General features: G+C 67.1%; 17 protein-coding genes, 2 tRNA genes and 3 rRNA genes. 8 read left to right on the forward strand and 14 right to left on the reverse strand.

Going from position 1 to position 22,897, the window contains the following annotated elements:
* Positions 1 to 6: 6 nt before the first annotated feature.
* The 4 genes from E5843_RS00120 to E5843_RS00135 form a co-directional block, all read right to left on the reverse strand.
* Positions 7 to 723 (reverse strand): 2OG-Fe(II) oxygenase, encoded by a 717-nt coding sequence (locus tag E5843_RS00120; RefSeq protein WP_136411456.1) that lies wholly within the window; start codon positions 721 to 723, stop codon positions 7 to 9.
* 61 nt (positions 724 to 784) lie between these two features.
* Complete coding sequence (locus tag E5843_RS00125; protein ID WP_136411457.1) at positions 785 to 1,813, reverse strand: class 1 fructose-bisphosphatase; 1,029 nt, start codon at positions 1,811 to 1,813, stop codon at positions 785 to 787.
* Between the two features lie 90 nt (positions 1,814 to 1,903).
* The gene (locus E5843_RS00130) at positions 1,904 to 2,536 is read right to left on the reverse strand and encodes a response regulator transcription factor (RefSeq protein ID WP_141065532.1); all 633 of its coding nucleotides are present in this window, start codon (positions 2,534 to 2,536) and stop codon (positions 1,904 to 1,906) included.
* The gene (locus tag E5843_RS00135) at positions 2,533 to 3,729 is read right to left on the reverse strand and encodes a sensor histidine kinase (protein ID WP_244240800.1); all 1,197 of its coding nucleotides are present in this window, start codon (positions 3,727 to 3,729) and stop codon (positions 2,533 to 2,535) included. Before E5843_RS00135 ends, E5843_RS00130 begins: the two co-directional genes overlap by 4 nt.
* A 56-nt stretch (positions 3,730 to 3,785) precedes the next feature.
* On the opposite strand from E5843_RS00135, the gene E5843_RS00140 reads away from it, so the two are divergent.
* A complete protein-coding gene (locus E5843_RS00140) occupies positions 3,786 to 4,043 on the forward strand; it encodes a hypothetical protein (protein WP_136411459.1) in 258 nt (85 codons plus the stop codon).
* Here E5843_RS00140 and E5843_RS00145 read toward each other — a convergent pair.
* From E5843_RS00145 to phhA, 3 genes are all read right to left on the reverse strand, one after another.
* A complete protein-coding gene (locus E5843_RS00145) occupies positions 4,040 to 5,239 on the reverse strand; it encodes an amino acid aminotransferase (protein ID WP_136411460.1) in 1,200 nt (399 codons plus the stop codon). The genes E5843_RS00140 and E5843_RS00145 overlap by 4 nt on opposite strands.
* 120 nt (positions 5,240 to 5,359) lie before the next feature.
* Positions 5,360 to 7,492, reverse strand: a complete 2,133-nt coding sequence (locus tag E5843_RS00150; protein WP_134674553.1) for a TonB-dependent receptor family protein — start codon at positions 7,490 to 7,492, stop codon at positions 5,360 to 5,362.
* 112 nt (positions 7,493 to 7,604) lie between these two features.
* On the reverse strand, positions 7,605 to 8,504 hold the full coding sequence (gene phhA, locus E5843_RS00155) for a phenylalanine 4-monooxygenase (RefSeq protein WP_134674554.1): 900 nt from the start codon (positions 8,502 to 8,504) through the stop codon (positions 7,605 to 7,607).
* A 128-nt stretch (positions 8,505 to 8,632) separates the two neighbouring features.
* Here phhA and E5843_RS00160 point away from each other — a divergent pair, with 128 nt between their 5' ends.
* Complete coding sequence (locus E5843_RS00160) at positions 8,633 to 9,109, forward strand: Lrp/AsnC family transcriptional regulator (protein WP_134674555.1); 477 nt, start codon at positions 8,633 to 8,635, stop codon at positions 9,107 to 9,109.
* On the opposite strand, the gene E5843_RS00165 is transcribed toward E5843_RS00160, so the two are convergent.
* The 7 genes from E5843_RS00165 to E5843_RS00195 all read right to left on the reverse strand — a co-directional run bounded on the left by E5843_RS00165 (position 9,081) and on the right by E5843_RS00195 (position 15,836).
* Positions 9,081 to 9,947: a calcium-binding protein gene (locus tag E5843_RS00165; protein ID WP_134674556.1), complete on the reverse strand. Its 867-nt coding sequence runs from the start codon at positions 9,945 to 9,947 to the stop codon at positions 9,081 to 9,083. The genes E5843_RS00160 and E5843_RS00165 overlap by 29 nt on opposite strands.
* Before the next feature lie 67 nt (positions 9,948 to 10,014).
* Positions 10,015 to 11,109, reverse strand: coding sequence for a patatin-like phospholipase family protein (locus tag E5843_RS00170; protein WP_425478403.1), 1,095 nt, complete (start codon positions 11,107 to 11,109; stop codon positions 10,015 to 10,017).
* A gap of 64 nt (positions 11,110 to 11,173) precedes the next feature.
* Positions 11,174 to 11,485 carry an AzlD domain-containing protein gene (locus tag E5843_RS00175; protein WP_134674558.1) on the reverse strand — a complete coding sequence of 104 codons (312 nt, stop codon included), beginning with the start codon at positions 11,483 to 11,485 and terminating at the stop codon, positions 11,174 to 11,176.
* Positions 11,485 to 12,189, reverse strand: a complete 705-nt coding sequence (locus tag E5843_RS00180) for an AzlC family ABC transporter permease (RefSeq protein ID WP_134674559.1) — start codon at positions 12,187 to 12,189, stop codon at positions 11,485 to 11,487. The genes E5843_RS00175 and E5843_RS00180 overlap by 1 nt, the downstream gene beginning before the upstream one ends.
* Before the next feature lie 34 nt (positions 12,190 to 12,223).
* A complete protein-coding gene (locus E5843_RS00185; protein WP_136411461.1) occupies positions 12,224 to 13,933 on the reverse strand; it encodes a M28 family peptidase in 1,710 nt (569 codons plus the stop codon).
* Positions 13,930 to 15,012, reverse strand: a complete 1,083-nt coding sequence (locus E5843_RS00190; RefSeq protein ID WP_136411462.1) for a serine hydrolase domain-containing protein — start codon at positions 15,010 to 15,012, stop codon at positions 13,930 to 13,932. The genes E5843_RS00185 and E5843_RS00190 overlap by 4 nt, the downstream gene beginning before the upstream one ends.
* A 56-nt stretch (positions 15,013 to 15,068) precedes the next feature.
* Positions 15,069 to 15,836: a rhomboid family intramembrane serine protease gene (locus E5843_RS00195; RefSeq protein WP_243733089.1), complete on the reverse strand. Its 768-nt coding sequence runs from the start codon at positions 15,834 to 15,836 to the stop codon at positions 15,069 to 15,071.
* A gap of 132 nt (positions 15,837 to 15,968) precedes the next feature.
* On the opposite strand from E5843_RS00195, the gene E5843_RS00200 reads away from it, so the two are divergent.
* The 6 genes from E5843_RS00200 (at position 15,969) to rrf (ending at position 22,814) form a co-directional block, all read left to right on the forward strand.
* On the forward strand, positions 15,969 to 17,141 hold the full coding sequence (locus tag E5843_RS00200; protein ID WP_134674563.1) for a class I SAM-dependent rRNA methyltransferase: 1,173 nt from the start codon (positions 15,969 to 15,971) through the stop codon (positions 17,139 to 17,141).
* A 484-nt stretch (positions 17,142 to 17,625) separates the two neighbouring features.
* Positions 17,626 to 19,172, forward strand: a 16S ribosomal RNA gene (locus tag E5843_RS00205).
* 89 nt (positions 19,173 to 19,261) lie between these two features.
* A tRNA-Ala gene (locus tag E5843_RS00210) sits at positions 19,262 to 19,337 on the forward strand.
* A gap of 20 nt (positions 19,338 to 19,357) precedes the next feature.
* A tRNA-Ile gene (locus tag E5843_RS00215) sits at positions 19,358 to 19,434 on the forward strand.
* Positions 19,435 to 19,664: 230 nt separating this feature from the next.
* A 23S ribosomal RNA gene (locus E5843_RS00220) occupies positions 19,665 to 22,541 on the forward strand.
* A gap of 159 nt (positions 22,542 to 22,700) precedes the next feature.
* A 5S ribosomal RNA gene (gene rrf / locus E5843_RS00225) occupies positions 22,701 to 22,814 on the forward strand.
* The 16S, 23S and 5S rRNA genes sit together here with 2 tRNA genes alongside, the layout of an rRNA operon.
* The last annotated feature ends 83 nt before the right edge of the window (positions 22,815 to 22,897 follow it).

Below are 22,897 nucleotides of genomic sequence, written 5' to 3' on the forward strand. Positions count from 1 at the left end.
AGGCGCTCAACCGCCGTAGAGCTGCTCGGCGCGCTGGAACAGGATCCAGCTGGTGGCGATGAACTTGTCGCCGCCCTGTGGGCGGTTGCCGCGATGGGTATGGGTGAACGCGGTCGGCGCGATCAGCAGGTCGCCGGCATGCGGCGACACCTTGCGACGCTGGAACATGAACTCGGTTTCGCCGGCGTCGAAGCCGTCGTTGAGGTAGATCGTCCACAACAGGTGCCGGTGCAGCGTTTCGCACTGCGCATCGCGCGGATACAGCTCGCAGTGCCAGTACGGATATCCGCCCTCGCCATCGCGATACCACTGCAGGTTCACCGCCCCGGGACGCAGGCAGGTGCGCACGAGTGCGCCCAGTGCGGTGTCGTCCATCGCCGCGAGGTCGTCGGCGGACAGCCGGCGCAAACCACCGCGGCCATCCGGCTGCTGCAGCATCAGCGGTGCGATCAACGCTTGCGGATAACGGCGCACGTAGGCCAGCAAGCCGGCATACACGGCGACATTGAGCGCCTGGTCGACATCGGCCCAGTCCGCGCGCCCGGCGAGCGACAGATCACGGCTGTGCTTGAGGTCCGGGAACACGCCACCGCCGACCTGCCCCGGCGACAGCGCGTCGCTCGCGCGCATGCGCTCGACGATCGCGACGCAGCTGGCCGCGTCCAGCGCGGCGGGCACAACCTCGATGAAGTCGTCGACGGCAGAGGCGTGGCGGTCGTCCATGCGGGCTGCGTGTGCGGGGCGGGCCGCCAGCATCGCCGACGGCCCGACCCCGTGCAACGCGTCAGCCGCGCGCGTCGTGCTCGAGGTGGTAGCGCGTCGCGGCTTCCACTTCCTCGCGCGAGCCGAGGAACACCGGCACGCGCTGGTGCAGTTCGCCCGGTTCGATGTCGAGGATGCGGCGACGGCCGTCGGTGGCGGCGCCACCGGCCTGCTCGATCAGCATCGCCATCGGGTTGGCCTCGTACATCAGCCGCAGCTTGCCCGGCTTGGACGGATCCTTGCGGTCCCACGGATAGATGAAGATGCCGCCACGGGTGAGGATGCGATGCACGTCGGCCACCATCGATGCGACCCAGCGCATGTTGAAGTCCTTGCCACGCGGGCCCTCCCTGCCGGCCAGCAGGTCGCTGACGTAGGCCTGCATCGGCGCGTCCCAGTGGCGCTGGTTGGACATGTTGATGGCGAATTCCTTCGTCGCCACCGGCACCTGGATGTCGCGCCGGGTCAGCACGAACGAGCCCTGCTCGCGGTCGAGGGTGAACGCATGGGTGCCGTGGCCGACGGTCAGCACCAGCATCGTGCTCGGCCCGTAGATGCAGTAGCCCGCGGCGACTTGCTCGCTCCCGGCCTGCAGGAAGTGCGCGTCCTCGGCCGGGCCATCGTCGCGTGCGCGCAGCACCGAGAAGATCGTGCCGACCGAGACGTTGACGTCGATGTTGCTGCTGCCGTCGAGCGGGTCGAACACCAGCAGGTAGTTGCCGCGCGGGAACGCATCGGGAATCGGCTGGCAGTGGTCCATCTCCTCCGACGCGCAGGCCGCGAGGTGTCCGCCCCAGGCATTGGCCTCGAGCAGGATCTCGTTGGACAGCACGTCGAGCTTCTTCTGCGCCTCGCCCTGCACGTTGATGCTGTCGCCACCGTCGCCGGCGACCGCATCGCCGAGCACGCCGCCCAGCGCGCCCTTGCCCACCGCGACCGAGATCCGCTTGCAGGCGCGGGCGACGACCTCGATGAGCAGCCGCAGCTCCGGGTTGAGCTGGCCGGCGCGCTGCGCCTCGATCAGGAAACGGGTCAACGAGGTCTGGGACATGACGCACTCCACGGCGGCGGGGCCGGCATTATCGCCCGCATCCTTGCGGCCGCCACCCGGCACGCCTCCGCGCATGCGTGCGCAGGCTGCTCAGATCACCCGCAGGGTGATCGCCTTCAGCACCGCGCGCGTGCGGTCGCGGGTGCCGAGCTTGTCCAGGATCACCGACACGTAGTTCTTCACCGTGCCTTCGGCGAGGAACAGGCTGCGCGCGATCTCGCGGTTGGAGTAGCCACCGGCCAGCAGGCGCAGGATGGCCACCTCGCGCGGGTTGAAGCTGTCGACCGGCGCGCGGTCGTCGCGGAAGTGGAAGCGCGCCCGCACCGGGTCGGTGCTGACCGGCTGCAGCAGGGTCTCGCCTGCGGCCACGCGGGTGATCGCATCGAACAGGTCTTCGGGCGCCGCGTCCTTGAGCAGGAAGCCCTGCGCGCCGGCCTCGGCCGCACGCAGCAGCAATTCGCTGTCGTCGAAGGTGGTCAACAGCAGCACCGGCGTGGCATCGCCACGTGCGCGCAGTGCCTGCAGGGCGTGGATGCCGTCGACGCCAGGCATGCGGATGTCGCTGAGCACCACGTCGACCGGCGTGTCCGCCAACTGCGCGAGCAGCGCCGCACCGTCGTCGGCCTCGAGGGCGATCAAGATGCCCAGCCGCTCCAGCAACGCACGCAGTCCGGCGCGCACCAGCGCCTGGTCATCGGCCAGCGCGACCCGCAGCGCACTCATGCCGGCAGCTCCGCCTCGATGCGCAGCGCACCGCGTGCTCCCGTTGCCAGCGCCAGGTGGCCACCAAGCGCGTCAATCCGTTCGCGCATCCCGGCCAGGCCGTTGCCCTCGCGCACCACGCCATGGAGGTGGCCGTCGTCCTCGATCGCCACCCGCAGGCAGGCCTCGCGCTGCACGAGGCTGACGTTGAGCGTCGTCGCATCGGCGTGGCGGGCGCTGTTGGTCAACGCCTCCTGCACCATCCGCAGCACCGCCTCCGCCAATGCCGGATCACGGATGCGCAGGTCCGGTGCGATCTCCAGTGCCAGCCGCGGGCGCGGGAACGGCGCCGCCAGCGCGTGCAGTGCATTGGTGAGATCGAGCCCGCCGCCATCGCGCATCGCCTGCACCACCCCGCGGATATCGCCCATCAGCTCACCGCACAGCTGCTGCGCGACCTTGAGCTCCGCGCGTCCGCCCAGCTGCGGGTCGCTGGCCAGCGCGCGCAGGTTGAGGGTGAGCGCGGTCAGCGTGTGGCCGGCGACATCGTGCAGCTCGCGCGCCACCCGCACCCGTTCGCTGTCGCGCGCGCTGTCGGCCAGCAGTGCGCGGGTGGCCAGCAGGTCGGCATTGACCCGCACCAGCGCGTCACGGCTGTTCTCGGCGTTGCGCAATGCGCACGCGGTCACCGCGGCAAAGCCCTGGAAGCCGGTGTAGAGCAGGGTCACGGTCAACGGCGCGGAGTGTCCGTAGTCGAGCATCAGCAGGTACTGCCCCACGCCGCTCAGCACGATCGCCGCCAGCAGCGCGCGTGCCGACCAGTGCGAGGCGACCACCGCGGTCCAGATCACCAGCAGCACCTGGGCGGTGCCCACGCGCGGGTTGATCCAGAGCAGCAGCAAGGCGAGCACCGGCATCAGCAGCAACAGGGCATCGGCCGCGCGCGGCGAACGCCGCCTGACCGCATCGTGCGAGAGCTGGGCGATCGCGAACGCGCCCAGCAGCGTCCATGCAAGCGCCGGATGCGCACCGGCGATCCAGCGCAGCGACATAGCCACCGCTGCCAGCGTGCACAGCCCGGCCAGGTGCAGCGGATGCAGCAGGGAGCGCAGGGTCTCGGGCATGTCGCCATGCTGCGACGCCGGCGCAGCGCCGGCAATGCCATCGCCGCCGAAAGTGACTTCCGGCAGGTCGAGGCGATGACCTCCGGCCATGGGCGGCGTTGACGCGGAACGCGAGGCTGGCGGCATTCCCGTTGCAGGAGCCGGCAATGTCACCCGGAGCGCGCCGTCGCAGGCTGGCGCTGTATGTCGTGCTGGCGCTGGTGCTGCCGGCCTGCCTGTGGGTGGGCTGGCGCGACCATGATCCGTGGATCGACCAGGCACTGGTCCGCCAGCGGATCCGGGAATGGATCCGCGGCAGCCTGCAGCTGCTGGTGCAGTACGCGATCCCCGGCGGGATCGCGCTGTTCTTCATCCGCCGGGCGTGCGGCGCCGGGCGACGGCGCCACCGCCTGCAGGATCGCTAGTCGGCGACCTTTGCGATGGCCTCGGCCACGTACTCGAGGTTGCGGTCGTTGAGCGCGGCCACGCAGATGCGCCCGGTGCCCACCGCATAGATCGCGAACTCGTCGCGCAGGCGGTCCACCTGTGCGCGGCTCAGGCCCGAGTACGAGAACATGCCGGCCTGGTCGTTGATGAAGGCGAAGCGCCCGGCGCCCTGCGCGTCGAGACGTGCCACCAGCCCGGCGCGCAGCGCGTGGATGCGCGTGCGCATCTCGCCCAGCTCCTGCTCCCACATCAGCTTCAGTTCCGGATCGTTGAGCACGCCCGACACCAGCATCGCGCCGTGCGAGGGCGGGCTGGAATAGTTGGCGCGGATCAGCCGCTTGACCTGCGACTGCACCCGGCGCGCCTCGTCGGCATCGGCGCACACGACCGACAGCGCGCCGGTGCGTTCGCCATACAGCGAGAACGACTTCGAGTACGAGCTCGCCACCATGAAGTTGCTGATGCCCGATTCCGCCAGCAGGTGGATCGCCGCGGAGTCCTCGTCGATGCCCTTGTCGAAGCCCTGGTAGGCGATGTCGATGAAGGGCACCAGCGCGCGCTCGGCGAGCACGGCGATGACCTGCCGCCACTGCCCGACATCGAGATCGGCGCCGGTCGGGTTGTGGCAGCAGGCGTGCAGCAGCACCACGGTGCCGGCCTCGAGCCTGCGCAGGTCGGCGAGCATGCCGTCGAAGTCGAGCCCATGGCGCTCGGCGTCGAAGTAGGTGTAGTCGAGCACCTCGAAGCCGACCGCACCGAACACCGCGCGGTGGTTTTCCCAGCTCGGGTTGCTGATGGCGATGCGCGCGGTCGGCAGCGAATGCTTCAGCAGTTCGGCGCCGGTGCGCAGCGCACCGCTGCCGCCCACGGTCTGCGCGGTGGTGACGCGCCCGGCGGCGAGCAGCGGCGAGTCCACGCCGAACAGCAGCTCACGGGTGGCGCGGGTGTAGGCGGGCAGGCCGTCGATCGGCAGATAGCCGCGCGCAGCGCCCTCCTCGGCCAGCCGACGCTGCACGGCATCAACTGCACGCAGCAGCGGGATGCGGCCGGCCTCGTCGTAATAGATGCCCACGCCGAGGTTGACCTTTCCGGGTCGGGCATCGGCATTGAAGGCCTCGGTCAGGCCCAGGATCGGATCGCCTGGAACCTGTTCAAGATGTGCGAAAACGGACACGGCGCGACTCGCTGTCAGGAAGACGGAAGGCCCGCAGCGCCTGCGCCGCGGGGCCGGCCATGATACCCCGCCGGTCCGATACGGCCCGGCGGGTGGAGGGTCTTTGACCGGCCCGAGCCCTCAGCGCATCCGGTCCCAGTTCCACTGCAGGCCGACCGTCAGCTGGCGGCCGACGCCGGGCTCATAGAAGCGGCCGTTGCCTTCGTTGACGATCACCGAACCGATGTGCTGGCGGTCGAACACGTTGTCGAGGCGCGCGAACGCACGCAGCGTGCCGGTCGCGGTGCGCCAGTCGCGGCCACCGGACAGGTGCAGCAGGCCGTAGCCCGACGCGCCTTCGCTGCCGAGGTCGTTGACGGTGACATCGCCGAGCGCCTCGCCCTCGATCGCCGCCGACCACGGCCCGTGCCGCCAGTTGAGCCGTGCATACAACTGCTGCTCGGCGACGCCGGGGATGCGGGTGCCGGCCGGCACCAGCGTATTGGGCACCGTGCAGCCGGCGCCCTGGCAGATCAGGTAATCGCTGCGGAAGGTCGCATCCAGCCAGGTCCAGGCCAGCTGCAGGTCGAACGCCTCGCCGAGCGGCATCGCGAACGCGGCTTCCGCGCCCTGCCGGCGTGCCTGGCCGACGTTGCGGAAGCTGCTGCGGCCACCGGCGTTGCGGGCCACGGCGAGCTCGTTGTCGGTGTCGGCGCGGAACAGCGCGGCTTCCGCCGACCAGCCCGGCGCGCCGCGCCACTTCACTCCGGCCTCGAGGTTGTCGCTGACCGCAGGCTGCAGGCCGAACGCCAGTCCGGCGCCACCGTCGGCGCGGTACGACAGCTCGTTGAAGGTCGGCGTCTCGAAGCCACGGCCGGCGGAGACATAGAAGCGCAGCGCGTCGGCGGGCGCGAATACCAGCCCGGCCACCGGCGCGGTCTGCCGGTAACGCACGCGGCCGCTGTCGTCGGGGTTGGCACCGGTCACGTAGCGGTCGTCGGATTCGAACTGCACCTCGCTGTGGCGCACCCCGGCCAGCAGCGACCATTGCGGCGCGAACCGCCACCACGTCTGCGCGTAGCCGTCGGCGTTTTCCAGCGTGTTGCGCTCGTCGCGACGCAGGCCGCCGCGCACGCCGACCTGGTCACCGACGAAGTTCTCGAAACCACGGCGATGCTGGCGCTGGCGGTCCAGGTTCGCGCCCACGGTGACCTCCAGCGGTGCACCGGCCAGCGCGCCCTCCCAGGTCCAGCGCGCATCGATGCCGTCGTAGCGGTTGTCGAGGTCGATCACGCCGCCCGCGTGCAGGGCGCTGTTGTTCTGCGGCGCCGGCGGGATCGGCAGGAACTGCACCACGTTGCGGTCGCCGCCGTAGGCGCGCACGCGCACGGTCTGCGCATCGCCGAGGCCATGCTCGTAGGTCGCGCCGAGCTGCTGCTGGCGGATGGTCTTGCGGGTGTCGTACTGGTGGGCGACGCCGACCGCCTGGCGCGGGTTCTCGCGCGCCTGCTCGGCGGTGAGCCCGAGCGGATCCTGCGCGTCGACATCGATCCAGTTGGCGACCACGTCCAGTCGGCGGCGTTCGCCCAGGTCCTTGTGCAGCTTGAGGTTGGCGATGTCGCGGCGCGCGGCGCTGTGGTCGCGCCAGCCGTCGGTGTCGTAGCGCGACAGCGCGAAGTTGTAGCCGATGCCGCCCGCCCCTTCGCCCAGCAGCTGCGCCGCCAGCGTGTGGCTGTCGTTGCGGCCGACGCTGGCGCGCACGCGCCAGGGGTCGCCGGCCTGGCCGTCCTCGCTGAACATCTCGACCACGCCGCCCGACGAGTTGCCGTGGAGTGCGGAGAACGGCCCGCGGATCACGTCGATGCGGTCACCGCCGGCGAGGCTGAAGTGCGACAACTGGCCCTGTCCGTCCGGCATCGACGCGGGGATGCCGTCGACGTACAGGCGCACGCCGCGCACGCCGAACGTGGCCCGCGAGCCGAAGCCGCGGATCGACAGCTGGGTGTCCTGGGCGAGGTTCTGGCGGTTGCGCGCCAGCAGGCCGGGCACGCCACGCAGCACTTCGGAAACGTCGGCACCGGTACCTTCGGCGCCGTCGCGCAGGTCGATGGTCGCGGTGGACGCGGGCGTATCGAACGCGCTCACGCCACGCAGGCGGGTGCCTTCCACCACCACGCGGTCCAGCGTGCGGACATCGGTGGCGGGAACGTCCGGATCGAGGGGGGCGACGGAACTTGCCTGCGCAAGCGCGCAGGCCAGACAGGTGGCAAGCATGGCATCCGGCTATCGCGGGGCGCACCAGTGTGCCCGCTGGCGCATGCACGGCCCATCAACACCCGGGGTGGACAACCGCGCGCGGACGTGGACACGTTCCGCGCGCGAGGCCTCAGATGTCGCCGTCGGTGGCCCAGCCTTCCCCGCTGCCGCGCTGGAACACGCGGTCGCCGGCCTGCACTTCACCGGCAGGCAGCGATGGCTGCGTGGCCAGGCGCGCGTAGATCGGGGTGAAGTCCGGCCGCGTCGCGTCCATCAGCTGTTCGAAGCTGTCGATGACGAAATAGGTCTTCTGGTAGGTGTCGATGCGGTAGCGCGTGCGCATGATCCGCTCGAGGTCGAAGCCGATGCGGTTGGGCGCGGCGCTGTCGAGGGCGTGGATGCTCTCGCCTTTCGACGACACGATGCCGGCGCCGAAGATGCGCAGGCCTTCCGGAGTGGCGATCAGGCCGAACTCCACCGTGTACCAGTACAGCCGGGTGAGGTTCTGCAGCGCGTCGGCGCCGATGCCATGCGCCTTCACCCCGCCGCGTCCGTACGCCTCCATGTAGTCGGCGAACACCGGGTTCATCAGCAGCGGCACGTGGCCGAACAGGTCGTGGAAGAGGTCGGGCTCCTCGATGTAGTCGATCTGGTCGGGGCGGCGGATCCACCAGGTCACCGGGAAGCGGCGGTTGGCCAGGTGGTCGAAGAAGTCGAGTTCCGGCAGCAGGCCTTCGACGCCGATCAGCGTCCAGCCGGTGGCGGCTTCGAGCGCGATGTTGAGTTCGGCGAACTTCGGCACCCGGTCGGGCGTCATCCCCATCGCATCCTGCGCATCGAGGAACTCGTTGCAGGCGCGGCCGACCAGCAGCTCGCGCTGGCGTGCGTACAGCGTCGCCCAGGTGGCGTGGTCGTCGTCGCTGTAGCCCTCCCAGGGCTGTTCGACGATGCCGGTGGCATAGACCGGCACCTTGCCCTTGTCGGTATGCAGGTTCTCGACCCGGCGCGGTGCGGTGGTGACGGCATTCATGGCGCGCTCCCCTTCGAAGGCGTAGACCGCCAGACTACCGCCACCGCCACGCAACAGGATTGCGAAGTTGCGCGCGGCGCACGGGGAAGCGCACGATCGTTGCGTCAACTGCCGGGAACACGCAACGGATGTCCACCACGCCGCTCGACCGCATCGACCTCCACCTCCTCGCCGAACTCCAGCGCGGCGGACGGCTCACCAACGCCGAACTCGCCGAGCGCGTGCACCTGTCGGCGTCGGCCTGCCTGCGCCGGGTGCAGCGGCTGGAACGCGATGGCGTCATCAGCGGTTACCGCGCCGAGGTCGATGCAGAACGCATCGGCCTGGGCCTGCAGGCATTCGTGCGCGTGCAGCTGGAAAAGCACGGCTCGGCGCCGGTGGAACGCTTCGCCGCGGCCGTCGACGGCTGGGACGAAGTGGTGGCCTGCCATGCGCTCACCGGCGACATGGATTACCTGCTGCACGTGGTGGTCGAGGACCTCGACCATTTCTCGCGTTTCCTGCTCGACCGCCTGCTCAACGAGAACGGCGTGGCCGACGTCAACTCCAGCTTCGTGCTGCGAACGGTGAAGCGCTTCAGCGGGCTGCCGCTGCCGCGCGAGTAGGCTCGACGCGCTCCAGCAGGGCGCTGGCGGTGAGCCGCGGCAGCATCAGCCCCTGGTCGTACTGACGCGTGGAATCGCCGGGGTCGCTCATCCTGCTGCCTGGCGTGGCGCCCGCGTACCGCCCTTCGCGTCGCCCGCAGGGCTCCGTCATCGATGTGCAGGCCTGGAACGCCCACTCCACCCCCATCACATTGACGCTGTGCAGCGGCAGGTCGAGCAGGTAGCCCGCGGCGGAGTCGAGTCCGGCGGCGCCGGAATCCGACGGCACCACGCGCATTGCGTGACGGTTGCCGGTGAGCACCAGCATGCGGCCGGTGTCGGGGAGTGCTTCGAAGCCGGCGCGCAGGATCGTCGCCATGCCGCGGTCGCGGCTTGGATGGGCTTTGCCGGACCGGGCCGGGTCGAACGGCACCACCGCGATGCTGTGGCCTTCGCCATGCAGCCGGCGCGCGGTGTCGATCAGGTCGAGCATCGCCCGGGTGCGCCGGCCGTCGTTGCGTTCGATGGACACGCTCCAGAACGGGCCTTCGCGCAGCGCGTGCAGCGCTTCATCGCCGCCATCCGAGCCCAGGTAGGCGCGGATCCGTGCGTGCTCCGTGGCATGGACTTCCAGCGCGACCAGCACCGGCCCGCCGCGCACGTAATGCCGCGCCAGGGCCTGCACCAGCGCGGGCACCTCGACCGTGCCGTGCAATTCGCCGATCACGATAAGGCGCCGGTCGCCGGCAGCCTGGATCACCGCATCGGCGGCGGTATCGACATCGGTGATCGGGGTGGGGGCGGCGTCAGCCGCAAGCGCGACGGCAAGCAACAACAGCGCGGCGATGATCCTGCGCATCGGCAATCCTTCCGTGGTGGAACCGTGGACCTTGCGCGCGGCCCGGCCGCCGCTGCAACCCGACGCGTCAGCCGCAGACTTCCGCCTGATCGCCGCGGCGGAACGGGTTGAGCCGGCGCACCCAGGTATTGCCGCAGTCGACCTCGTCCGCCGCCGGTGCCGGCTTTGCCGGCGCCGGGCGCGGCGCGAGTGCGGCCGCGCGCTGGCGCTGGCGCGCTGCCATCGCGGTGCGGATCTGCGGCATTGCCGCCAGTGCCGCGCGCTCCCCCTGCAGGATCGCGTGCGCGCGCTGTTCGAAGCTGGCGGGGCCGATGTCGTCCACCTGTGGGCGGATCACCACCTCGGCGCGCGCGCGCTCCTCCGCGCCGAGGCGCTGGCCCATGATCGCGATCGACTGGTTGACGATCCCCAGCAGGTGCTGCGGCGTGCTGCCGCTGGCGCGGGTGGAGATGTCCACTGCGATGACGAGGTCCGCGCCGAGCTGGCGCGCGGCATCCACCGGCACCGGGCTCACCACGCCGCCATCCACATAGGCGTGCTCGCCGATGCGCGCGGGTTCGAACACGCCCGGCACGCTGCTCGATGCGCGCACCGCCTGGCCGGTATTGCCGCGCACGAACACCACGCGGTCGCCGGTATCCAGCCGTGTGGCCACCGCGGCGAACGGCTTGCCGAGGCGCTCGATCGGGCGGCGCTCGACCTGCGCGTTGACGTAGTCCTGCAGCTTCTGGCCCTGGATCAGGCCACCGGAGAACAGGCGCACGTCGCGGATGCTGGCCTCGTCCAGCGCCACCGCGCGCTCCTGCATCGCGAACGCATCCAGGCCACTGGCATACAGCGCACCGACCACGCTCCCGGCGCTGGTGCCGGCGACGACGTCGGCATGGATGCCGTTGGCCTCGAGGATCTTGATCACGCCGATATGGGCGAAGCCCTTCGCTGCACCGCCGCCCAGCGCCAGGCCGATGCGCAATGGCGGCGGTGGCGGCGCTGGTGGGGTCGCCGCCTGCGTTAGAGGAGGCGTGTCACGGACTGCATCGGTGCCACCACCGCAGGCGGCGAACAGCAGCATGCAGGCCGCGATCGCGCCGGTGCGGAGGGAACGGACGAACGGAATCGGCAGGAACATCGGAACAGGCCAGTGGACGAAGCGCGCCAGCATACGCAGCGCCGCCGGCTGTGGCCTGAAGTTCGGAGTCCCTGTTGTGCCACGCGGCGTGATGCCCTTAAGGCAATCCTGCCAGCCGCAGCAGCGCGGTGGCCGCGGCGCCGATCACCACCACGCCCAGGAACGGCACCCGCAGCGCCAGTGCGCCGGCCGCCGCCAGCAGGGCGCCGACACGCGCATCGATGACCAGTCCGGTGCCGGCCACGAAGGTGTTCATGGCGGTCAATGACGCCAGCAACCCGATCGTCAGTGCGGCGGCCATGCGCGTCGCCCGCGGCCGCTCCAGCCACGCTGCGGGTACCAGGTAGCCGGCGAGCTTGGTCGCGAACGCCACCGCGCTCGCCAGCAGGATCCAGCCCCACAGCGACATCAGCGCGCGGCCCCGTCGTCAGTCGCGTCAACGGCGACCGCAGGTGCATGGTCGCGCGCACCCCAGGCAGCCGCCACCGCGGCCGCGACCAGGATCGGCAACCCCGGTGGCGTGAGTGGCACCGCCAGCAGGGTCACCAGTGCGCAGGCGACCGCGATCGCCACCGGCTCGCGTCCACGCAGGCGCGGCCACAGCAGGCCGAGGAAGGCCGCCACGGCCGCCCCATCGAGGCCCCAGCGTTTTGGATCCCCGAGTGCATCGCCGAGCAGCGCACCCAGGGCGGTGAACAGCCCCCACAGCACGAACACGCCGAAGCCCGCGGCCCAGAAGCCACGCCGCTGCTCGGCCGGATCCAGCTGGCCGGAGGCGGTGGCGGTCGACTCGTCGATGGTCAACTGCGCCGCGCCCAGGCGCCGCCAGCCGCGCGGTTGCAGCATGCGGTTGATCTGCATGCCATAGACCGCGTTGCGTACGCCGAGCAGCGTGGCCGCGCCAAACGCTCCGGCGCCGCTGCCGCCACCCGCGATCACGCCGATGAAGGCGAACTGCGATCCGCCGGTGAACATCAGCAGGCTCAATGCGATCGCCTGCCACGGTGACAGCCCGGCCGCGACGGCCAGCGCGCCGAACGAAATTCCGTACAGGCCGGTGGCCACGGCGACCGACAGGCCGATCTTCTCGGCGGGCGTGGGCGTGCGGAACATCAGCCTGCGGGGCGTGGCGTGCGCCGGCTGCTGCTCATCGGCCCGCAGCGGCGCCGAACCGCTCGCCGAAGAAGTCACCGTCGCGCCAGCGCGGACGCGCGTCGTCGTTGCCGATGCGGCTCGCCAGGGCGGCGGAGACACGCGCCAGCCGCGCGGCGTCGTCGTACTGGATCGGTTGGGTGGCGTCGTCGCAGGGCTGGTGGTAGCAATTGCGCAGGTAGTAGGCGAGCGCGCGCTTCGGATCGCGCTCGCCATCGGCGGAAACGATCCCGCCGTCCAGGTAGATCGCGGGGATGCCGGCGCGCACGAAGGCGTAGTGGTCGCTGCGCACGAAGGTGACTTCCTCCGGGAACGGATCGGCCGAGACCTCGACGCCAAGCTCCTGCGCCGCTGCGTCGAGGGCGTCGCCGAGGCTTGAATGCTCGCGTCCGACCGCGACGATGTCGGTGGTCGGCGCCAGCAGCACCGGCATGTCGATATTGATGTTGGCCACCGGCATGCCGGCATCACCGGCGCGGGCAACGAACCACTGCGCGCCGAGCAGCCCCTGCTCCTCACCGGTCAGCGCCACGAACAGCTGCGAGCGCCGGGTCGGCGCCGTGGCCAGCGTGCGTGCGGCTTCCAGCATGATCGACACGCCCAGCGCATTGTCGAGCGCGCCGTTGTGGATGCGATCGCCTTCCCCCGCGGCACCTGTGCCGACATGGTCGAGATGGGCGGTGTGCACCACCTGCTCCCCGGCCAGGGCATCGGTACCCGGCAGGCGCGCGACCACGTTGCGCGAGGACATCTGCTCGATCGCGGTACGCCCCGCCAGCACCAGCGTGCCCGGCAGCTCGAAACCGCGCAGGCGACCGGCGCGCGCAGCGTCGAACAGCTCCGCCGCAGGACGTTCGCCATCGGCAAACACGAAATCGGCGGCAGCGACGCCGACCGCGGCCACCGCCTGCAGGGTCGGGAAGCCGTCCATCGCGCCTCCGTCCTCGCCGCGCAGGCGCATCGCGGCGTTCTGCCAGCTCGCGCGCTGCCGTGCCCATGGCAGCCGCGCCTCGGATTCCGGCGTCGATACCACCACCGCGCCGATCGCGCCGCGCGCGGCAATGGCGGCAAGCTTTTCCTGCAGTGCCGAGTGGTACGCACGATGCTCGTCATCGAAGCCCGAGGGCACGCCGGGCAGCAGCACGGCGATGCGGCCGCCCAGTTCGAGGCCGGCGAAGTCGTCATGGCCGATGTCGGGCGCATGGATGGCATGGCCGACGAACACCGCGGGCGCTTCCACCTGGTGCGATGGCGCGTTGAAGTTCGCCCACGGCAGGAAGTGCTCGCCGAGACGCAGTTCGATCGTGCGGCCACCGCGCGTCACCGCAAGGCGCGCGCCATCGGCCTGCGGCACCGCGCGCAGCAACGGCACGGACTGGAAGAATCCGCCGTCGTCACCGGCCGGCTCGAGGCCGGCGTCGGCGAATTGCGCGGCAACATGGGCGGCGGCCCTGTCATGGCCGGCGCTGCCGGTCTCGCGGCCCTGCATGTCGTCATCGGCAAGCCGACGCAGGTCCGCGGCGATGCGCTGCGCTGCGGGGTCGTCGGACGCAGGCGCGGCGTCGGCGGCTTCGGCGAGCTGCGCGCTCGGGGACTCTTCGAACCTTTCGGTGGATGGGCGCAGGACCTGCCAGCCAAGCAGCAGCAATACGGCAACGACGATGGCGGCGATCAGCAGGCGCAGCATGCGCGGCACGGTGGTCATCGGGTCGGGGCACCAGGCGTGGCCCACAGCGCGGCGATCGCGCGTGCCAGCGGATAGGGAGGCGGGCTGTTGCGGTTGCTCAGCACCACGACGGCCAGGCGTTCGCGCGGCAGGCGCAACACGACATTGCGGAAGCCGACGGTCTCGCCGGAATGCCACTGCATGTCGCCATGCAGGCGCCAGCCGTAACCGTAGGCGTCGACATCCTCCTCGCCGGTGGGCGTGCTGGTGTGGGCGGCGAACATCGCCTGCCGCGAGGCATCGGAGAGGATCGCGCCCGCGTCGAGCGCCGCCAGCCATCGCCCCAGCTCGTCGATCGAGGCGTAGATCCCACCGTCGCCAAGGGTCGCGCTGGTCGGGCTCTGGTCGGTGCGTTGCCAGCGGCCGTCGCGCAGGCTGTAGCCCCAGGCACGCGCCCTCACCGGCGCGCCATCTGCAGTCCAGGCGACGGCGCCGTCCATGCCCAGCGGCGTGAACAGCCGCGTGCGCAGCACCTCGGGGAACGACTGTCCGCTTGCGCGCGCTGCCACCAGCCCCAGCAGTACGTAACCGCTGTTGCTGTAGGCATACGCGGTGCCGGGCGCGAAGCGCAGGCGATCGGCGCGGGCGAGCAGCGCCAGCACGTCGGCGTCCTGCACCTGGCCCGCCGGCGCGGCCTCCATCAGGTCCTCGTAATCCACGAGGCCCGAGGTGTGGGCGAGAAGGTGGTGCAGGGTCACCGGCGCGGTGGCCGGCGGCAGCTCCGGCAGCCAGCGTCGCACCGGATCATCCAGCCGCAGCAGACCTTCTTCGGCCATGCGCAGGATCGCCGCCGCAGTGAACTGCTTGCTCACCGATGCCAGCCGGTAGCGTGTCTCCGGCGTGGCCGGCGTCACGGCTTCGAGATCGGCCAACCCATGGCTGCGACGCAGCACCGGCCTGCCCTCATGGAGGACCAGCACCGAGACTCCCGGCACGTCGCCGGTGTAGTCGTGCAGCAGCGCATCGACGGCCGCGATGCGCGCGCTGTCATCGGCGTGCACGGGTCCGGCGGCGACGCCACCAAGCAGCAGCAGGGCGAACAGGGCGGATGCATTCATCCGTCGATTCTAAGCGCCAGCGTTACGCCCTGCCCTCGCCACCGCGCGCCGGGCAATCAGCCTTCGCGGTCGCGACGGGGGAACTCCAGCAGCACCCCGCGCGGTGGCGGTTCGCGCTTCCACAGCACCGGTACCCCGTGCGGCGATGGCGGCTCGAAGGTGTCGGGATCGAGCGCCGCCGCGCGTGCCGCCTCTTCTTCCTCGATCTCCCAGCTGTAGCGTCGGCGCGGGTGCGCAGGATCGGCATGCCGGAACAGCACCGCCGCGACCACGCCGCCCAGCGCGCCGCCCAGGTGCGACTGCCAGGACACACCGGGATCGTGCGGCAGCACCGTCAGCAGCATGCCGCCATAGAAGAAGAAGGCGATCATCCCCGCGGCGATCGCCGGCCGGTCGCGCCGCAACAGGCCGAGCACGAACACCAGGAACATCAGGCCATGGGTCAGGCCGCTGGCGCCGAGGTGGCGCGAGCCGGGTTCGCCGAGCCACCAGGCACACAGCCCGCTGCCCAGCCAGATCAGCGGCAACGCGCGCCAGGTGGCGCGCGGGTAGACGGTCAGCGCCAGCATGCCCAGCAACAGCAGCGCGAACGCATTGGCGAGCAGATGCGACGGCGAGCCGTGCAGCAACGGCGCGGTCAGCACCCCGAGCAGGCCGGCCGGCACCTGCGGCCTTACCGCGAACAGCGTCCAGTCGACCATCGCCTGCACGCCGAACATCACTCCCAGCAGCGCCACGAAGGCGAGGCTGGTCCTGGCCGCCGCGGCGAGCCGGCGACGGTCGGCCACGCGCTGGGCGGCGGGGTCGACGGGGTGGTCGGGCATGTCCAGGTGCATGGCACGAGGATGGCGACGCCGCGCCGCGATGCAAGGGCACGGTGCGTGGGACATTGCGGTCCGCGTCCCCACCCTGCCCCGCACGGCGGCCGTTGGGGTGCGCTCGCTTAGAATCCCCCGATGACCAATACCCCCCTGCAGACCGTCCACCTCAAGAATGCGTGGCGGTCCAACCATCCGTGGATCTTCCAGCGCCTGGTCGAGAAGCCCGCGCAGCGGCCCAAGCCGGGCGCTATCGTCGAGGTCGCCGGCGTCGATGGCACCTGGATCGGACGCGGCTTCTACAACGGCCATTCGCGCATCGCCCTGCGCATCCTCGAAACCGATCCCGACGTACCGGTGGACGCGGCCTGGTTCGCGCGGCGCATCAGCGAAGCGGTGCGCCTGCGCCGGGACGAACTCGGCCTCGATGCGGTGTCCGACGCCTGGCGCGTGGTCCACAGCGAAGGCGACGGCCTGTCCGGCCTGGTCGTGGACCGCTACGGCGACCTGCTGGTGGTGGAGTTCTTCAGCGCCGGCATGTTCCGCCACCGCGAATGGATCTACGACGCCCTGCGCGCCGAATTCCCCGGCTGCCGCTTCTACAGCTTCGCCGACGAGCACGTGCAGAAGCAGGAGTCGTTCGACTTCCGCGGCACCGAGCCGGTGTCGCCGTCGGTGATCACCGAACACGGCATCCGCTTCCGTGCGGACCCTGCCGGCGCGCACAAGACCGGCTTCTTCGCCGACCAGCGCGAGAACCGTGAATGGCTGTCGCACCGCGTCGCCGGCAAGCGCGTGCTCGACCTGTGCTGCAACACCGGCGGCTTTGGCGTGTATGCCGCGGTGCGCGGTGCGTCCGAGGTGGTCGGCGTCGACATCGACGACGCGGTGCTGGAGATCGCCCGCGGCAATGCGAAGTTGAACGACGCGCGCGTGCGTTTCGTGCAGGCCGACATCTTCCCGTGGCTGCGCGACGCCGCGATCGCCGGCGAGCAGTTCGACGTGGTGGTGCTCGATCCCGCGAAGATGACCCGCGACCGCGAACAGGTGATCCCGGCGCTGAAGAAGTACCTCGACATGAACAAGCTCGCGCTGGGCGTGGTGAAGCCGGGCGGGTTGCTGGCGACGTTCTCGTGCACCGGCCTGGTGAGCGAGGAGCAGTTCCTCGACATGCTGCGCCGTGCCGCGTTCTATGCCGGCCGCACCGTGCAGGTGCTGAAGGTGTCGGGCGCCGGCGCCGACCATCCCTACCTCGCCCATGTGCAGGAATCGCGCTATCTCAAGGCGGTGTTCTGCCGCGTGCTCGACTGACGCTGAGCGTGCGCTGAGCACGCGCGGAAATATTTGCAGGAAAGGGCTGGCGCTTTTCGGAAGGGCGCAGCACAATGCGCGCCCTTCCGGTGCTGGCCGTAACGCGGCCTTCACCCTCCCGGGCAGAGAGCGGGTTCGACCCGCACGATGAACGGGAGACGGCGAAAGCCGGGGCAGCGGAAGTCGACGCGAAAAAAGGTGTTGACGGAAACAGAATCCGCGCTAAGATGGGCGGCTCACCTCGACGGAAACGACGGGGTACGGCAAGAAGGGGTTCGCGGCGCTGAGGCCGGTTCCCGGAGTTCTTTGACAGTGTACGCAGGAGACTTGTGCGGACGTCTGGCGGCTGGATGACCATCCACAACGCAGACGTTCGAAAGAGCACAGAGTCGATTCCAAGCATGCAAATGCGAGTGATTGAATTCGAGCTCCGGACAGCATCTGCACTCAAGCATTAAATGGGACTTCGGTCCCGTGCAAGACTTAAGTGAAGAGTTTGATCCTGGCTCAGAGTGAACGCTGGCGGCAGGCCTAACACATGCAAGTCGAACGGCAGCACAGTAAGAGCTTGCTCTTACGGGTGGCGAGTGGCGGACGGGTGAGGAATACATCGGAATCTGCCTATTTGTGGGGGATAACCTCGGGAAACCGGGACTAATACCGCATACGACCTCCGGGTGAAAGCAGGGGACCTTCGGGCCTTGCGCAGATAGATGAGCCGATGTCGGATTAGCTAGTTGGCGGGGTAAAGGCCCACCAAGGCGACGATCCGTAGCTGGTCTGAGAGGATGATCAGCCACACTGGAACTGAGACACGGTCCAGACTCCTACGGGAGGCAGCAGTGGGGAATATTGGACAATGGGCGCAAGCCTGATCCAGCCATGCCGCGTGGGTGAAGAAGGCCTTCGGGTTGTAAAGCCCTTTTGTTGGGAAAGAAAAGCATCCGGCCAATACCCGGGTGTTCTGACGGTACCCAAAGAATAAGCACCGGCTAACTTCGTGCCAGCAGCCGCGGTAATACGAAGGGTGCAAGCGTTACTCGGAATTACTGGGCGTAAAGCGTGCGTAGGTGGTTTGTTAAGTCTGATGTGAAAGCCCTGGGCTCAACCTGGGAATTGCATTGGATACTGGCAGGCTAGAGTGCGGTAGAGGATGGCGGAATTCCTGGTGTAGCAGTGAAATGCGTAGAGATCAGGAGGAACATCCGTGGCGAAGGCGGCCATCTGGACCAGCACTGACACTGAGGCACGAAAGCGTGGGGAGCAAACAGGATTAGATACCCTGGTAGTCCACGCCCTAAACGATGCGAACTGGATGTTGGGTGCAATTTGGCACTCAGTATCGAAGCTAACGCGTTAAGTTCGCCGCCTGGGGAGTACGGTCGCAAGACTGAAACTCAAAGGAATTGACGGGGGCCCGCACAAGCGGTGGAGTATGTGGTTTAATTCGATGCAACGCGAAGAACCTTACCTGGCCTTGACATGTCCGGAACCCCTGAGAGATCGGGGGGTGCCTTCGGGAACCGGAACACAGGTGCTGCATGGCTGTCGTCAGCTCGTGTCGTGAGATGTTGGGTTAAGTCCCGCAACGAGCGCAACCCTTGTCCTTAGTTGCCAGCACGTAATGGTGGGAACTCTAAGGAGACCGCCGGTGACAAACCGGAGGAAGGTGGGGATGACGTCAAGTCATCATGGCCCTTACGGCCAGGGCTACACACGTACTACAATGGGAAGGACAGAGGGCTGCAAACCCGCGAGGGCAAGCCAATCCCAGAAACCTTCTCTCAGTCCGGATCGGAGTCTGCAACTCGACTCCGTGAAGTCGGAATCGCTAGTAATCGCAGATCAGCATTGCTGCGGTGAATACGTTCCCGGGCCTTGTACACACCGCCCGTCACACCATGGGAGTTTGTTGCACCAGAAGCAGGTAGCCTAACCTTCGGGAGGGCGCTTGCCACGGTGTGGCAGATGACTGGGGTGAAGTCGTAACAAGGTAGCCGTATCGGAAGGTGCGGCTGGATCACCTCCTTTAGAGACCGGACGGCTTCCACCGTCCAGGCGTCCGCACAAGTCACCTGCATCCAGAAAGTTCCGGCAACGGCCGGAACAGTCCCTTACATGGGGCCATAGCTCAGCTGGGAGAGCACCTGCTTTGCAAGCAGGGGGTCGTCGGTTCGATCCCGACTGGCTCCACCAGGGTTGAGCCCAAGCGATTTGGGTCTGTAGCTCAGGTGGTTAGAGCGCACCCCTGATAAGGGTGAGGTCGGTGGTTCGAGTCCTCCCAGACCCACCAGTCTTTCTGGATGACGGCGTACACGAAAGAATTAGATGGGTTCCGCGTTGAGGCGGAGCCATGATCTTTGAAAATTGGGATGTAGCGAGCGTTTTGGAACGAAATGTCCAGACGTGTCGTAGAGGCTAAGGCGGGGGAGCAAATCCCCTGAAAACTTGATGTCGTTGAAATTCGCGTCTGCGGTTTGTACCCGCGGACACATTCAATCCCGAGGCGACTTGGGGTTATATGGTCAAGCGAATAAGCGCACACGGTGGATGCCTTGGCGGTCAGAGGCGATGAAGGACGTGGCAGCCTGCGAAAAGTGTCGGGGAGCTGGCAACAAGCTTTGATCCGGCAATGTCCGAATGGGGAAACCCACCTCGCAAGAGGTATTGCATGGTGAATACATAGCCATGCAAGGCGAACGCGGTGAACTGAAATATCTAAGTAACCGCAGGAAAAGAAATCAACCGAGATTCCCTGAGTAGTGACGAGCGAACGGGGAACAGCCCAAAAGTCGATGTGGTTCTAGCGGAACAGTCTGGAAAGACTGGCCATAGACGGTGACAGCCCTGTACGTGAAAGGGCCATGTCGATGAAATTGAGTAGGGCGGGGCACGTGAAACCCTGTCTGAACATGGGGGGACCATCCTCCAAGGCTAAATACTCCTGACCGACCGATAGTGAACCAGTACCGTGAGGGAAAGGCGAAAAGAACCCCGGTGAGGGGAGTGAAATAGACCCTGAAACCGTGTGCGTACAAGCAGTCGGAGCTCCGCAAGGAGTGACGGCGTACCTTTTGTATAATGGGTCAGCGACTTATTGTTCGTGGCAAGCTTAACCGTATAGGGGAGGCGAAGGGAAACCGAGTCTGATAAGGGCGCATAGTCGCGGGCAATAGACCCGAAACCGGGTGATCTAGTCATGCCCAGGGTGAAGGTACCGTAACAGGTACTGGAGGCCCGAACCCACTCCCGTTGCAAAGGTAGGGGATGAGGTGTGATTAGGAGTGAAAAGCTAATCGAACCCGGAGATAGCTGGTTCTCCTCGAAAGCTATTTAGGTAGCGCCTCATGTGAATCCTCTCGGGGGTAGAGCACTGTTATGGCTAGGGGGTCATCGCGACTTACCAAACCATGGCAAACTCCGAATACCGAGACGGACTGCATGGGAGACACACGGCGGGTGCTAACGTCCGTCGTGAAAAGGGAAACAACCCAGACCCACAGCTAAGGTCCCCAATTCAGTGCTAAGTGGGAAACGATGTGGAAAGGCACAGACAGCCAGGAGGTTGGCTTAGAAGCAGCCATCCTTTAAAGAAAGCGTAATAGCTCACTGGTCGAGTCGGTCTGCGCGGAAGATTTAACGGGGCTAAAGCACTGAACCGAAGCTTGGGGTGCATAGCAATATGCGCGGTAGAGGAGCGTTCCGTACGCCTGTGAAGGTGGATTGAGAAGTCCGCTGGAGGTATCGGAAGTGCGAATGCTGACATGAGTAACGATAATGCGGGTGAAAAGCCCGCACGCCGAAAGCCTAAGGTTTCCTTGCGCAACGTTAATCGGCGCAGGGTGAGTCGGCCCCTAAGGCGAGGCAGAAATGCGTAGTCGATGGGAAGCTGGTTAATATTCCAGCACCTCGCGTGAGTGCGATGGGGGGACGGAGAAGGGTAGGTGTACCGGGCGTTGGTTGTCCCGGGGAAAGGCGGTAGGTTTGGGGCTTAGGCAAATCCGGGCCCCTTCAAGACCGAGCACCGAGACCAGGTCATTAGACTGAAGTCACTGATCCCACGCTTCCAGGAAAAGCCCCTAAGCTTCAGCTCACGCAGACCGTACCGTAAACCGACACAGGTGGGCAGGATGAGAATTCTAAGGCGCTTGAGAGAACTCGGGTGAAGGAACTAGGCAACATAGCACCGTAACTTCGGGAGAAGGTGCGCCCTTGGTCGTGGCCCATGCGGGCTATAGCGATCGGGGGCCGCAGTGACCAGGCCGCTGCGACTGTTTATCAAAAACACAGGACTCTGCAAACACGAAAGTGGACGTATAGGGTCTGACGCCTGCCCGGTGCCGGAAGGTTAATTGATGGGGTCAGCCGCAAGGCGAAGCTCTTGATCGAAGCCCGGTAAACGGCGGCCGTAACTATAACGGTCCTAAGGTAGCGAAATTCCTTGTCGGGTAAGTTCCGACCTGCACGAATGGCGTAACGATGGCGGCGCTGTCTCCACCCGAGACTCAGTGAAATTGAAATCGCTGTGAAGATGCAGCGTTCCCGTGGCAAGACGGAAAGACCCCGTGAACCTTTACTATAGCTTTACACTGAACGTTGAGTTCGTCTGTGTAGGATAGGTGGGAGGCTGTGAAACCATGGCGCTAGCTGTGGTGGAGCCATCCTTGAAATACCACCTGTCGTGCTTGACGTTCTAACCTGGGCCCGTAATCCGGGTCGGGGACCGTGTTGGTGGGTAGTTTGACTGGGGCGGTCTCCTCCCAAAGAGTAACGGAGGAGCTCGAAGGTACGCTCAGCGCGGTCGGACATCGCGCACTGTGTGCAAAGGCATAAGCGTGCTTGACTGCAAGATCGACGGATCAAGCAGGTAGGAAACTAGGACTTAGTGATCCGGTGGTTCTGTATGGAAGGGCCATCGCTCAACGGATAAAAGGTACTCCGGGGATAACAGGCTGATACCGCCCAAGAGTTCATATCGACGGCGGTGTTTGGCACCTCGATGTCGGCTCATCACATCCTGGGGCTGTAGTCGGTCCCAAGGGTATGGCTGTTCGCCATTTAAAGTGGTACGCGAGCTGGGTTCAGAACGTCGTGAGACAGTTCGGTCCCTATCTGCCATGGGCGTTGGAGATTTGAGAGGGGCTGCTCCTAGTACGAGAGGACCGGAGTGGACGAACCTCTGGTGTTCCGGTTGTCACGCCAGTGGCACTGCCGGGTAGCTACGTTCGGAAACGATAACCGCTGAAAGCATCTAAGCGGGAAGCGTGCCTCAAGATGAGATCTCCCGGGAGCTCGACTCCCCTGAAGGAACCATCAAGACCAGGTGGTTGATAGGCTGGGTGTGTAAGCACAGCAATGTGTTGAGCTAACCAGTACTAATGATCCGTGTGGCTTGACCATATAACCTCAAGTGGCTTCGCCGGATAACACCGCGAAGACCGAGGCCTCGACAACACGTCGACGACACGATTTCAAAATGCTCGCTACAATCCCACCCCTCGAGAGCGTGAGCGCTGTCGTACCGCAGCCGCGGTGCGTCCGGCGACCCTCCACCCTCTCCCTGGTGACAATAGCTGTGTGGAACCACCCGATCCCATTCCGAACTCGGAAGTGAAACGCATATGCGCCGATGGTAGTGTGCACTCAGCATGCGAGAGTAGGTCATCGCCAGGGTCTTTACCCAAAACCCCCGCCGGATCCCGGCGGGGGTTTTTCTTTTTCATTCGCAGGCAGTGCGACCGCGCCGGATACACTGG

Origin of the sequence: Luteimonas yindakuii (genome assembly GCF_004803715.2) — a bacterium.
Classification (GTDB): domain Bacteria; phylum Pseudomonadota; class Gammaproteobacteria; order Xanthomonadales; family Xanthomonadaceae; genus Luteimonas; species Luteimonas yindakuii.

Bases quoted from the DNA above. Each gene is read 5' to 3' on its own strand.
- E5843_RS00185 (WP_136411461.1), bottom strand. From the start codon at position 13,933: ATGACCACCGTGCCGCGCATGCTGCGCCTGCTGATCGCCGCCATCGTC.
- E5843_RS00165 (WP_134674556.1), bottom strand. From the start codon at position 9,947: ATGCGCAGGATCATCGCCGCGCTGTTGTTGCTTGCCGTCGCGCTTGCG.
- E5843_RS00130 (WP_141065532.1), bottom strand. From the start codon at position 2,536: ATGAGTGCGCTGCGGGTCGCGCTGGCCGATGACCAGGCGCTGGTGCGC.
- phhA (WP_134674554.1), bottom strand. From the start codon at position 8,504: ATGAATGCCGTCACCACCGCACCGCGCCGGGTCGAGAACCTGCATACC.
- E5843_RS00180 (WP_134674559.1), bottom strand. From the start codon at position 12,189: ATGTTCCGCACGCCCACGCCCGCCGAGAAGATCGGCCTGTCGGTCGCC.
- E5843_RS00170 (WP_425478403.1), bottom strand. From the start codon at position 11,109: ATGCTGGCGCGCTTCGTCCACTGGCCTGTTCCGATGTTCCTGCCGATT.
- E5843_RS00200 (WP_134674563.1), top strand. From the start codon at position 15,969: ATGACCAATACCCCCCTGCAGACCGTCCACCTCAAGAATGCGTGGCGG.
- E5843_RS00160 (WP_134674555.1), top strand. From the start codon at position 8,633: ATGTCCACCACGCCGCTCGACCGCATCGACCTCCACCTCCTCGCCGAA.
- E5843_RS00195 (WP_243733089.1), bottom strand. From the start codon at position 15,836: ATGCCCGACCACCCCGTCGACCCCGCCGCCCAGCGCGTGGCCGACCGT.
- E5843_RS00190 (WP_136411462.1), bottom strand. From the start codon at position 15,012: ATGAATGCATCCGCCCTGTTCGCCCTGCTGCTGCTTGGTGGCGTCGCC.
- E5843_RS00150 (WP_134674553.1), bottom strand. From the start codon at position 7,492: ATGCTTGCCACCTGTCTGGCCTGCGCGCTTGCGCAGGCAAGTTCCGTC.
- E5843_RS00135 (WP_244240800.1), bottom strand. From the start codon at position 3,729: ATGGCCGGAGGTCATCGCCTCGACCTGCCGGAAGTCACTTTCGGCGGC.
- E5843_RS00125 (WP_136411457.1), bottom strand. From the start codon at position 1,813: ATGTCCCAGACCTCGTTGACCCGTTTCCTGATCGAGGCGCAGCGCGCC.
- E5843_RS00120 (WP_136411456.1), bottom strand. From the start codon at position 723: ATGGACGACCGCCACGCCTCTGCCGTCGACGACTTCATCGAGGTTGTG.
- E5843_RS00140 (WP_136411459.1), top strand. From the start codon at position 3,786: ATGTCACCCGGAGCGCGCCGTCGCAGGCTGGCGCTGTATGTCGTGCTG.
- E5843_RS00175 (WP_134674558.1), bottom strand. From the start codon at position 11,485: ATGTCGCTGTGGGGCTGGATCCTGCTGGCGAGCGCGGTGGCGTTCGCG.